11 protein-coding genes are annotated in these 11,477 nt (G+C 47.9%); 7 read left to right on the plus strand and 4 right to left on the minus strand.

Features of this window, described 5'->3' with window-relative positions; genetic code table 11:
* The 4 genes from VN105_RS04155 to hemH all read right to left on the minus strand — a co-directional run.
* On the minus strand, nucleotides 1-298 hold a 298-nt coding region (locus tag VN105_RS04155; protein ID WP_325638223.1), incomplete at its 3' end, for an NAD(P) transhydrogenase subunit alpha.
* Nucleotides 299-327: 29 nt separating this feature from the next.
* Nucleotides 328-1,458 carry a Re/Si-specific NAD(P)(+) transhydrogenase subunit alpha gene (locus VN105_RS04160; protein WP_325638225.1) on the minus strand — a complete coding sequence of 377 codons (1,131 nt, stop codon included), beginning with the start codon at nucleotides 1,456-1,458 and terminating at the stop codon, nucleotides 328-330.
* Between the two features lie 60 nt (nucleotides 1,459-1,518).
* Nucleotides 1,519-2,865, minus strand: a complete 1,347-nt coding sequence (gene hemG / locus VN105_RS04165) for a protoporphyrinogen oxidase (RefSeq protein WP_325638227.1) — start codon at nucleotides 2,863-2,865, stop codon at nucleotides 1,519-1,521.
* A 10-nt stretch (nucleotides 2,866-2,875) separates the two neighbouring features.
* Entirely contained in the window at nucleotides 2,876-3,919 is a 1,044-nt protein-coding gene (hemH, locus tag VN105_RS04170; protein ID WP_325638228.1) for a ferrochelatase, read from the minus strand.
* Between the two features lie 217 nt (nucleotides 3,920-4,136).
* Between hemH and hemA the strand changes: the two genes are divergently transcribed.
* Genes hemA through hemL form a run of 7 tightly spaced genes read left to right on the plus strand, consistent with a single transcriptional unit; the run spans nucleotide 4,137 to nucleotide 11,328 of the window.
* A complete protein-coding gene (gene hemA / locus VN105_RS04175; protein ID WP_325638229.1) occupies nucleotides 4,137-5,390 on the plus strand; it encodes a glutamyl-tRNA reductase in 1,254 nt (417 codons plus the stop codon).
* A 4-nt stretch (nucleotides 5,391-5,394) separates the two neighbouring features.
* The gene (gene hemC, locus VN105_RS04180; RefSeq protein WP_325638230.1) at nucleotides 5,395-6,315 is read left to right on the plus strand and encodes a hydroxymethylbilane synthase; all 921 of its coding nucleotides are present in this window, start codon (nucleotides 5,395-5,397) and stop codon (nucleotides 6,313-6,315) included.
* Nucleotides 6,305-7,048, plus strand: a complete 744-nt coding sequence (locus tag VN105_RS04185) for a uroporphyrinogen-III synthase (protein ID WP_325638232.1) — start codon at nucleotides 6,305-6,307, stop codon at nucleotides 7,046-7,048. Before hemC ends, VN105_RS04185 begins: the two co-directional genes overlap by 11 nt.
* Nucleotides 7,045-8,073 (plus strand): uroporphyrinogen decarboxylase, encoded by a 1,029-nt coding sequence (gene hemE / locus VN105_RS04190; RefSeq protein ID WP_325638234.1) that lies wholly within the window; start codon nucleotides 7,045-7,047, stop codon nucleotides 8,071-8,073. Before VN105_RS04185 ends, hemE begins: the two co-directional genes overlap by 4 nt.
* A 5-nt stretch (nucleotides 8,074-8,078) precedes the next feature.
* Nucleotides 8,079-8,990 (plus strand): oxygen-dependent coproporphyrinogen oxidase, encoded by a 912-nt coding sequence (hemF, locus tag VN105_RS04195; RefSeq protein ID WP_325638236.1) that lies wholly within the window; start codon nucleotides 8,079-8,081, stop codon nucleotides 8,988-8,990.
* A 43-nt stretch (nucleotides 8,991-9,033) separates the two neighbouring features.
* Complete coding sequence (gene hemB / locus VN105_RS04200; RefSeq protein WP_325638238.1) at nucleotides 9,034-10,005, plus strand: porphobilinogen synthase; 972 nt, start codon at nucleotides 9,034-9,036, stop codon at nucleotides 10,003-10,005.
* Nucleotides 10,006-10,041: 36 nt separating this feature from the next.
* Nucleotides 10,042-11,328, plus strand: coding sequence for a glutamate-1-semialdehyde 2,1-aminomutase (gene hemL, locus VN105_RS04205; RefSeq protein ID WP_325638240.1), 1,287 nt, complete (start codon nucleotides 10,042-10,044; stop codon nucleotides 11,326-11,328).
* The last annotated feature ends 149 nt before the right edge of the window (nucleotides 11,329-11,477 follow it).

The following is an 11,477-nucleotide window of genomic DNA, read 5'->3' on the forward strand; positions in this document are numbered from 1 at the left end:
CTTTGAACATTTCCAGCATACGGTCGGTTACCACAAAACCTCCTACCACGTTGATCGTACCCAGTATTACGGCGAGGAAGCCGATGATCAGTGCGGGATAATTATCCGTTTCTGCTTTTCCCATTACAATAATAGCCCCGATGATCACCACGCCGTGAATGGCATTAGCGCCGCTCATCAGCGGGGTATGCAATACAGATGGCACCCTCGAAATCACTTCTATTCCCAAAAAAACAGACAGGATAACGATGTAGATAAGATCGATATGCTGGTGAAGAAAAGTTAAAATATATTCCATGTCAGACGGGTATTTTACGATCTCAACTACTAAGCGGGCTGCATCAGGTTTTTCACACGTTCATTCACTACTTCCCCGTTGTGCGTAATGCAGGCGCCTTTTACAATATCGTCTTCAAAATCCAGGTGCAGCGCCCCTTCTTTTGTAAGTATCAGTTTCAGGAAATTAAATACATTTTTTGCGTATAATTTGCTTGCATCAGCAGGCATGGTAGCCGGCAGGTTGGAATTTCCGATGATGGTAACGCCTTTATACTGCACGGTTTCATTGTTCTTTGTAGCGCTGGTATTGCCGCCGGTAGCCGCAGCGAGGTCTACAATCACGGCGCCGGGGCGCATGCGGTCCAACATTTCATTGCTCACCAGTACCGGTGCAGCCTTCCCGGGGATCTGCGCCGTAGTGATCACAATATCTGCTTTGGCAATGCTTTCAGCGATGCGTTGCTGCTGCTGTTGCTTATAGGTATCGCTTTGCTCTACGGCATAACCGCCTGCGGCGGAAGCATCTGCGGCCCCTTCCACTTCCACAAATTTTGCACCCAGGCTCATTACTTCTTCCTTAACGGCGGGCCTGGTATCAAATACTTCCACTACAGCTCCCAAACGGCGGGCAGTGGCAATAGCCTGCAAACCGGCAACGCCGGCGCCCAGTATCAATACCTTTGCGGGGGCAATACTGCCTGCTGCGGTCATGAACATGGGAAAATAACGGGAATAGCTATACGCCGCCAGCAGCACCGCCTTATAACCGGCGATATTGGCCTGTGAGCTAAGCACATCCATTACCTGTGCGCGGGTGGTGCGGGGAATAGTATCTAAACTGAAGGCGGTAATATTACGGGAAGCCCAGTACTCCACTTCGTTTGCACGGTACAGAGGTTGTAGAATACCTGTGATGATTTTCCCTGAAGGGATCTGGTCTGTTATTTCCCTGGAAGGAGGTTGCAGGGTAAAAATGATGTCGGCACCAGTGAGGATCTCTGCAGCTGTTTTTATTTGCGCACCTGCCTGCATATAGGCGTCGTCGTTATAAAAAGCATTGTCGCCGGCGCCCTGCTCCACCCACACGGTTACCGACATTTGCTGCAGTTGCTTTACTACTTCAGGGACGAGGGATACCCTGGTTTCGCCGTCTTTTTCTTTTAAAATTCCTGCAATCATCTGGTGGAAATTTATAATGGAATTTAAGAAAAAACGGCAACAAAGAAACTATTTTTCTCTTTAATTTTTCTTCAGAGATGCGGCCAAAGCGGCGGCATGTTGCAGTAAAGCCGGGATGGCTACGCCTTGCAGGTAATTCCCCGTGATATGAATACCGGGATATTTTTTTTCAAAGTCTGTTACTGCGTTCCGCAACTTAACATGACCTACATTCAATTGCGGGATCGCTTTGTTCCAGGTGCTCAACTGCTGCATTACCGGCGGGGCCGAAAGATGCAGTAAAGCCATTATTTCAGCCACCACCTTTTGTTGCAGGGTGGCCTGATCCATTTGATCGAACAAACCTTCCTGCCTGGCTCCTCCCAGGAATACAGTGAACAGGATTTTCCCCGCAGGCGCTTTACCGGGAAAAATAGCGGTGTTACAAATAGCGCCAAGGAAATGCATATGTTCTGCATTTGGCACCAGGAAGCCGAAGCCATCCAGCGGCTGTGGCAAAGCGGTGGCATCAAAACCCAGGTGCAGCACCGCCATGCGGGGATAATGCACATTGTTCAGTAAAGCAGCTGCCTCTGCATCGAGGTGGGTAATAACTTCCGCTGTACTGTAAGCAGGTGTGGCCAGTATAATTTTTTGGGCAGCATAATTTTCCGGCGCACCATTTTCCACTACGCTCACGTTGTATCCAGCATTGGTGGCAGTGATATCCGTTACTTTGCAGTTAAAACGTACCGGCGTAGTGAGTAATTGTTGTAAGCGGTTTGTGAGCAACTGGTTGCCGCCCTTGAAACTGATAATTTTCCGGCCGCCCATGGCGCCTTTATCTTTCATCAGCCCTTTGGTTACGCTGCCGTATTCCCGCTCCCACCGCGGCAGTGCGGGCAATACTTCCGCAATGCTCATCAGGTCGGGATTACCGGCGTAAATGCCTGACAATACCGGGTCGAATACATATTCTGCAATCTCTTTATTAAATCTTCTTGTTACAAAATCATTAACGGTTTCTTCTCCTGTTGCAGGCGCCGGTTTACGGAAGCGCTCTGTAAACAGCCGCCATTTACTGCTGCGGCTCAGGTAAGGAGAACCCATGATCTTAAAGGGATGTGGAGAAACGGCGTGTAATTGATTCCGCCTTACCAGGAACCGGTTTTTGCTGGCGGCGGTTGCCTGCAGGACTTCATTGTCCAGCCCCAGTTCCGAAAAGTATTGCAGCAGTTCAGGAGAAGCTGCAATGGTATTGGCGCCTGCGTCCAGTTCAAAACCATCTTCCCGTATCGATTTCATTACACCACCGGTGTGATCCGAAACCTCCAGTACCTGGTAAGGTACCTGCAGTTTCTGCAATTCATACGCAATACTGAGCCCGGACAGGCCGGCGCCAACAATCAATACGGGTTGAACGGACATATGGCAAAATTTAAACAGCTTCAGTGGCAATGATCTGTGTGCAGTATTTCACTACTGCTTTTACCCATAACGGGTGAATATTCAGACATGGAATCATGGTAAAAGATTCACCGCCGCTGTTGAGGAAAGCATGTTTTCCTTCCACAGCTATCTCCTCCAGGGTTTCCAGGCAATCCGACACAAACGCCGGGCACACGATCAGCAACCTCTTTTTCCCTTCGGCAGGCAACGTTTCCAGTAAACCAGCCGTATAAGGTTTCAGCCATTCTTCACGGCCCAGCCTCGACTGGAAGGAGATGCCCCATTTTTCGCGCGGCAGTCCCAGCTTTTCTGCTACCAGCTCGGTAGTAACAGTGATCTGGTGACGATAGCAAAATTGATGGGCAGGTGATTTCACATGACAGCAGTCGTTCACTTTCATGCAGTGCGCACCGGTAGGATCTGCCTTACGCATATGCCGTTCCGGTAAACCATGATAACTGAATAATACGTAATCATAGTCCTGCTGCAAATATGGACGCATGCTTTCGGTAAGTGCATTGATATAATCCGGTTCATCGTAGAACGGAGGCACTACCGACAGCTTGAATTTATATTTTTTCTTTTTATAGATCTCCTGCGCGTACGCTACGGCTGTTTCGTAGGAAGACATGGCGTAATGAGGATACAGGGGCAGCAGCACTACTTCTTTCAGATCAGGATTTTGTTTAAGAAGATTATCATATGCTACCTGAGGATGCGGATTGCCGTAACGCATGGCTATTTCCACCGGTATCTCCATATCGTTCTGCACAGCCATCTGCAGTTGTTTCGTTAATGCTACCAATGGCGATCCTTCTTCCCACCAGATAGATTCATAAGCCCGGGCAGATTGTTCCGCACGCTTTGGTACAATGATCCCTTCGATTAAGATCTTACGGAATAACCACGGATAATCAATTACGCGCTTATCCATCAGGAACTCATTCAGATAACGCTTAACATCCGGCACAGCGGTGGAATCAGGCGATCCAAGGTTCATTAATACTATTCCTACATCAGATTTAGACACCATCTCTTTTAAATTGGTGCAAAAGTAAGCAAAAAGCCGAAAGCGAAAAGCTTTGCAGGAGATGCGATAACTGTCATTCTTTTGTAAAGGCAAAAACTGATAAAAATCATTTTTTCGTCGTAATGATTACCAGTAGTAGAAATGACACACTAATGACAGCTAACCCCTTTTGTTTGGGGCGTATGAAAGTACTTTTGCAACCGGAAGCTTATACAAGAACATGCAGGTCAGTCATTCAAAAGAAATAGCAAATTTTCATATTGTTGGGATCAACTATAAGAAAACAGACGCTGCTATCAGGGGATTATACGCCATCAATCCGGCTCAGTATCAACAACTCCTGGAGCATGCCAGGGTTGTGCAATTAGACGATCTATTTGTACTCTCTACATGCAACAGGACGGAAGTATACGGATTTGCAGCGGACCCCGGGCAGTTGATAGATTTGCTTTGCAGGGAATCAAACGGCGACAGGAGCCAATTGGAAGAATTAGCCTATACCAAATCCGGGGAAGAAGCCATCAGGCACTTATACCAGGTAGGAACGGGCCTCGATTCCCAGATCCTCGGCGACTATGAAATTATAGGACAGATACGTAATGCTGCCAAATTTGCCAAGGCGCACCAAAGCCTGGGCAGCTTCCTGGAACGGCTGGTAAACAGCGTACTGCAGGTATCCAAACTCATCAAAACTGAAACGGGGCTCAGCAAAGGCACTGTATCTGTGGCTTTTGCCACGGTAAGAATGCTGGAGCGCATCTGCCCTGATATAAAAAATAAAAAGATCGTATTACTGGGTGTAGGTAAAATAGGACGTAACACCTGCAAGAATATGATCGAATACCTCGGCGTAAAAGAGGTGACCCTTATTAACCGCACGCTGCAGGTAGCCGCTGAATTTGCCGGTCAGCACGGATTGAAATACGCACCGTTTGAAAATATGGTGAGCGAAATGCAGCAGGCGGATATTATCCTCGTTGCTTCCAATGCACCACAGCCAACAGTGCTGGCAGAACACTTCCGGAACAGTTCCCCCAAACTCATCGTGGACCTGTCAATTCCCTTTAATGTGGAAGCTGCAGTAGGCGAACTCCCGCATATTACGCTGGTGAATGTGGATGAACTCTCCAAAGTGCAGGACGAAACCCTGCAAAACAGGCTGGGAGAAGTACCGAAGGCCATTGCCATCATCGATGAATACATGGAAGAATTTCTTTACTGGTACAAAATGCGCAAACATGCCGTAGTACTGAAGGCGGTAAAAGATAAACTGCAGGAAATACATACACGCGAAATACAGCAGCAGAAGAACGGAGGACACTACAACATGGAAGATATAGAACTCGTATCTTCCCGCATTATACAAAAAATGATTAATCTCATGGCAGGAAAAGTACGTAAGGAAACAGATAAAAGTGACCAGTACATCGCCATGATCAACGATATTTTTGAGACAGGAGTTAACCAGGAATAAACAAATGGATAAAGTTATCAGGATAGGCACAAGAGAAAGTCAGCTGGCCTTGTGGCAGGCAAACCAGGTAAATGATCTGCTCACCGCCCAAGGTTACCGCACCGAACTGGTACCCATCAAAAGCGAAGGAGATATAGACCTGGTAACACCCCTCTATGAAATAGGCGTACAGGGCATTTTCACGAAAAGCCTCGACCTGGCACTGCTCAATAACCGTATAGACGTTGCCGTTCACTCTTTTAAAGACGTTCCTACACAACTGCCAAAGCAAATTGTACATGCCGCTATCCTGCAACGCGGGCCGGTAAAAGATCTGCTGGTATATAAAAACAATACAGATTTCCTCTCACAACCAGGCTATATTGCTAACATTGCCACCAGCAGTGTGCGCCGTAAAGCACAATGGTTGCGGAAATACCCCCAACATCAGCTGCATAACCTGCGCGGTAATGTAAATACCCGTTTGAGAAAACTGGATGAAGAAAACTGGGACGGCGCCATCTTCGCAGTGGCAGGCCTGGAAAGGATCAATGTACGCCCTGCTAACTCCATTGACCTCGACTGGATGTTGCCGGCGCCTGCACAGGGTGCAGTAGTGGCTGTTTGCAGGGAAAACGACCAGTTTTGCCTGGATGCCTGCGCAGCTTTCAATCACGCAGACACTGCCCTTACCACACACATTGAACGCGAATTTTTACGCACCCTGATGGGCGGATGCACCACCCCCATCAGCGCTTACGCTTATATACAAAACGATCATATTCACTTCAGCGGTGAGCTTTGCAGCCTGGATGGCGCCCGCTACTTCAGCATTTCACGCGAAGTACCGGTAAGCCAGGCCCATCACCTGGGAAAAGAAGCTGCAGAAGATATTATGGCGCAGGGCGGCGCTGAAATAGTAGCACAGATCAGAAATGCTAAATGATAAATACCGCATATTAAGCACCAGGCATTTAACAGACAGCTCCATTGCTGTTGCTGGTGAAAACGGTATTCGCATAGATGTACAGGACTTTATACAGATAAAACCGCTGCTGAATGAAGCATTGATAGGCGACGAACACATGTTGGAGGTTTTCCGCCCGGAAGCAGTGCATGTATTCACCAGTGCCAATGCGGCGAAAATACTGGCAAAATATTATCTCCACCAGGATGCTACCTGTTACGTGATCCACGAACCTGATGTATGCTGTATTTCCGGCAGTACCCGCAAAGCAGTGGAAAAAGCATTCCCTGGTTGTAAGATCCTGGCGGAATCGGCCTATGGCAGCGAACTGGCCAATGCCATTGTACAACTTGGCCATGTTAGTTCCGTTAATTTTTTCTGCGGTAACATCCGGAGAAATGAATTGCCCGATGGGCTGAAAAAAGCAGGTATTGAAGTAAAGGAATTTGTAATCTACGAAAACATTCCCGCCCCTGCCGTGATAACAGACGACTACGACGGCATATTGTTCTTCAGTCCAAGCGCTGTTAAAAGCTACCTGTCTGCCAACAGGATCAACAGCAAAACCGTTTGCTTTGCCATTGGCAGAACAACCGCCACAGCCCTGAGAGAGCACAGCGATAACAAAATTATAATGAGTACCAATATCAGTGAAGACAGCATGGTGCAAACTGCTATATTTTATTTTAACAACATTAACTGCTACGAATGAGCGCATTGAAGAACGACTTACTGCTGAAGGCCCTTAAAGGTGAAACCGTTTCCCGTACACCCGTATGGATGATGCGCCAGGCTGGTCGCTATTTACCGGATTATATCAAACTCCGTGATAAGTATACTTTTTTTGAACGCTGTGAAAACCCGGAACTGGCCACTGAAATAACTGTGATGCCGGTAGACCAGGTAGGCGTTGATGCAGCTATTATTTTTTCCGATATCCTGGTGGTGCCACAGGCAATGGGCATGGAAGTGCAACTGGTAGAAAAAGTAGGCCCACTGCTCCCCGCTCCTGTTAAAACCGCACAGGACCTGCAGCGTTTATGCGTTCCCGATGTACAGGAAAGATTACACTATGTTTTCGACGCCCTGAAGCTCACAAAAAAAACACTGGATGGCAAAGTACCGCTGATAGGCTTTGGCGGCGCTCCCTGGACCCTGCTCTGCTACATGGTGCAAGGCAAAGGCTCCAAAACTTTTGATGAAGCAAAAGCATTCTGCTACCAGCAGCCTGCCGTAGCGCATCAGCTGTTGCAGATGATCACCGATACTACCATCGCTTACCTGAAAGCACAGGTGGCCGCAGGCGCTGATACCGTACAGGTATTTGATTCCTGGGGCGGTTTGCTCAGCCCGCAGGATTTTGAAGTATTCTCTTTACAGTATATACGCCAGATAGTAGCTGCCATGAAAGATGTTTGTCCTACTATTGTATTTGCAAAAGGCGCCTGGTTTGCCCTGGAAGATATGGCCGCTACCGGCGCACACGGACTGGGTATCGACTGGTGTATTAAACCGGAACTGGCCCGGCAGTTTGCCGGCAGCAATATTACGCTGCAGGGCAACTTTGACCCCGCTAAATTGCTGGCGCCCATCCCGGAAATTGAAAAAGCAGTAAAGGAAATGCTGAAAGGCTTTGGCAAACAGCGTTACATCGCCAACCTGGGACATGGTATTTTACCAAATGTTCCCGTTGATCACGCCAGAGCATTTGTAGAAACCGTTAAAGCGCACGGATAATTACCATGAGCATTAAAGATAACTTCATATCGTTTATACATGGCCTCCAGGATGAGATCTGTGCAGCACTCGAACAAACGGACGGCAAGGCCCTTTTCCGGGAAGACCGCTGGGAACGCCCCGGCGGCGGCGGTGGTAAAACACGGGTAATTGCCAACGGCAATGTATTTGAAAAAGGAGGCGTTAATACCTCTGTTGTTCATGGCGAATTGCCGGAAGTAATGGCGCAGCAGTTTGGTGTTACCAACAGCCGTTTCATGGCCTGCGGCATCTCCCTGGTGCTTCACCCGCTGAACCCTTTTGTGCCTACTGTACATGCCAACTTCCGCTACTTTGAATTGTATGACCAGGACGGAGCGCTGAAAGACAGCTGGTTTGGCGGTGGTGCAGATCTGACGCCGTATTACCTGGAAGAAGAAGACGGTATTCATTTTCACCGTACCTTTAAAGATGCCTGTGATCCGTTTGGAAAAGAACTGTACCCGGCCTATAAGAAACACTGCGACGAATATTTTATCAATAAGCATCGTAACAACGAAGCACGCGGTATAGGCGGAATTTTTTACGACTACCTCCGGCCCAATGCAAACAGATCAGCAGAGGCACTCCTGGAATTTTCCAAAGCAAACGGAAAAGCTTTCCTTGATGCTTATCTCCCGTTGGTAGAAAAAACAAAACACCTTCCTTATACAGAAGCACATAAAAACTGGCAGGCGTATAGGCGTGGGCGTTATGTGGAATTTAATCTTGTTCACGACAGGGGAACGCTGTTTGGGTTAAAAACAAATGGCCGTACGGAATCCATCCTGATGAGTTTGCCGCCGGTAGCCCGCTGGGAGTACGATTTCCATACCACTCCCGGCAGTCCCGAAGCACAGCTGGAAGAATACCTGAAGCCAAGAGAATGGGTAAAATAATGTTCCGGCAGACGATATAAAAACAATAAAAATTTTTATAAAGATGATCAGAAGAAACAGAATTTTAAGAGTATCTCCCGCTATTCGCGCGATGGTGGCGGAAACAATTATAACGCCCAACGATTTTATGGCGCCGTTATTTGTTACCGAAGGAGAAAATGTGAAGGAAGAGATCAGCTCTATGCCAGGTTATTTCAGGTATTCTCTTGACCTCACTATTAAAGAAGCAAAGGAACTCTGGAGCCTGGGTATTAAAAGTGTACTGCTGTTTGTAAAAGCACCAGATAGTGTAAAAGATAACAAGGGTACCGAAGCGGTAAATCCTGATGGCCTGATGCAACGCGCTATCCGTGGCATTAAAAATGCCCTTCCCGACATGGTGGTAATGACGGATGTGGCGCTGGATCCTTACTCTTCCTACGGCCATGACGGTATTGTGGAAGGAACAGAAATTGTAAACGATCCCACCGTAGAAGTGCTGGCCCGTATGAGTCTCAGCCATGCACAGGCAGGCGCCGACTTTGTAGCGCCAAGCGATATGATGGATGGCCGCATCCTGGCTATCCGCAATATCCTTGAGGAAAACGGTTTCGATAAAACAGGCATTATGGCTTACAGCGCCAAATATGCTTCCTGCTTTTACGGTCCCTTCCGCGATGCGCTGGATTCCGCTCCCGGCTTCGGCGATAAGAAAACTTACCAGATGGACTATGCCAATTCCCGCGAAGCAATTAAGGAAACACTCATGGATATTGAAGAGGGCGCTGATATTGTAATGGTAAAACCAGCAATGGCCTACCTCGATATCATGCGTATTATAAAAGATCGTGTAACCGTTCCGGTGAGTGCCTATCATGTGAGCGGCGAATATGCCATGATCAAGGCAGCAGCGCAAAGAGGCTGGCTGGATGAAAACAAGGCGATCCTGGAAACTATGACCAGTATGAAACGTGCCGGTGCGGATCTGATCGCCACTTACTTTGCAAAAGACGCGGTAAAACTGCTGAATGCATAATTCCCTATCTTGCGTAAAATAATAAACCACCAACAGATGTACAGCAAAAGTGAAATGTTATTCGGGAAAGCAAAGCAGGTAATTCCCGGCGGTGTTAACTCTCCCGTACGCGCATTTAAAAGCGTAGGCGGCACGCCCGTGTTCATGGAACGTGCGAAAGGCGCTTATATGTATGATGTAGATGGTAACCGTTATATCGACTATATCAATTCCTGGGGGCCGATGATACTCGGTCATGCTTACGAGCCGGTAGTAAAGGCCATACAGGAATATGCCACCTACTCCACCTCTTTCGGTGCGCCAACAGAACTTGAAATAAAGATTGCAGAACTGATTGTGGGCATGGTGCCTAACATCGATATGATACGCATGGTAAACTCCGGTACAGAAGCCTGTATGACAGCCCTCCGGCTGGCAAGAGGTTATACCGGCCGCAATAAGTTTATCAAATTTGAAGGTTGCTACCACGGGCATGCAGATGCATTCCTGGTGAGCGCCGGCAGCGGTGTGGCTACCCTTGGCATTCAATCAGTGCCGGGTGTTACCACTACCGTAGCAGAAGATACGCTGACTGCCCCCTACAATAATTTACCTGCAGTAGAACAGTTGATTGCAGATAATCTCCAGCAAATTGCTGCGATAATTATTGAACCGGTAGCGGGCAACATGGGCTGTATCCTTCCTCAGCCGGGCTTCCTGGAAGGGCTTCGCCAGCTTTGCGATGACAACAATATCCTGCTGATCTTCGATGAAGTGATGACAGGTTTCCGTCTTGCACGTGGCGGCGCGCAGGAATTACTGGGCATCCGGGCCGACCTGGTGACGTTTGGTAAGATCATCGGGGCGGGTATGCCGGTAGGTGCGGTAGCCGGTCCGAAAGAGATCATGGAACATCTTGCCCCTGCCGGAAAAGTATACCAGGCGGGCACTCTGAGCGGTAACCCTATTGCAATGATTGCCGGTTATACCTTGTTGCAAACACTGAATGACCATCCCGTTATTTACCAGCAACTGCAGGAAAAAGCAAGCTACCTGGTAAATGGGTTAAAAGAAGCATTTGGCGCCGCAGGCATAGTGCATAGCATTAACCAAATGGGATCAATGCTGAGCGCACATTTCACGGAATACCCGATCGTGGATTTCACTGCCGCCTCCGCTGCCAATAACGAATTATTCAAACGTTTCTTCCATGCTATGCTGGATCGTGGCATTTACCTGCCGCCTTCTGCTTTCGAAAGCTGGTTTATGAGTAATGCACTCACTACCGAAGATTTGGACGAAACCATTGCTGCTGCTAAATCTGCCATGCAGGCAATAAAATAGTTAACAATTCAATCCTGTGCAGAGTGGAAAAGGCTGTATCATAAATAATGATGCAGCCTTTTGTTATTTTTAGTGGCGTGAGTAAGCCAGATCACAATACAATTAACCAGCTGATATTATTTATGATAGATAACGGTTTGCCCCGGGGA

Source organism: Chitinophaga sp., from assembly GCF_035564935.1.
In the GTDB taxonomy this organism is placed as follows: Bacteria; Bacteroidota; Bacteroidia; order Chitinophagales; family Chitinophagaceae; genus Chitinophaga.

Excerpts from the sequence above, each read along its gene's own strand:
- hemF (WP_325638236.1), top strand. The coding sequence starts at position 8,079 with ATGAGCATTAAAGATAACTTCATATCGTTTATACATGGCCTCCAGGAT.
- hemB (WP_325638238.1), top strand. The coding sequence starts at position 9,034 with ATGATCAGAAGAAACAGAATTTTAAGAGTATCTCCCGCTATTCGCGCG.
- hemL (WP_325638240.1), top strand. The coding sequence starts at position 10,042 with ATGTACAGCAAAAGTGAAATGTTATTCGGGAAAGCAAAGCAGGTAATT.
- VN105_RS04185 (WP_325638232.1), top strand. The coding sequence starts at position 6,305 with ATGCTAAATGATAAATACCGCATATTAAGCACCAGGCATTTAACAGAC.
- hemG (WP_325638227.1), bottom strand. The coding sequence starts at position 2,865 with ATGTCCGTTCAACCCGTATTGATTGTTGGCGCCGGCCTGTCCGGGCTC.
- hemA (WP_325638229.1), top strand. The coding sequence starts at position 4,137 with ATGCAGGTCAGTCATTCAAAAGAAATAGCAAATTTTCATATTGTTGGG.
- hemH (WP_325638228.1), bottom strand. The coding sequence starts at position 3,919 with ATGGTGTCTAAATCTGATGTAGGAATAGTATTAATGAACCTTGGATCG.
- hemE (WP_325638234.1), top strand. The coding sequence starts at position 7,045 with ATGAGCGCATTGAAGAACGACTTACTGCTGAAGGCCCTTAAAGGTGAA.
- hemC (WP_325638230.1), top strand. The coding sequence starts at position 5,395 with ATGGATAAAGTTATCAGGATAGGCACAAGAGAAAGTCAGCTGGCCTTG.
- VN105_RS04160 (WP_325638225.1), bottom strand. The coding sequence starts at position 1,458 with ATGATTGCAGGAATTTTAAAAGAAAAAGACGGCGAAACCAGGGTATCC.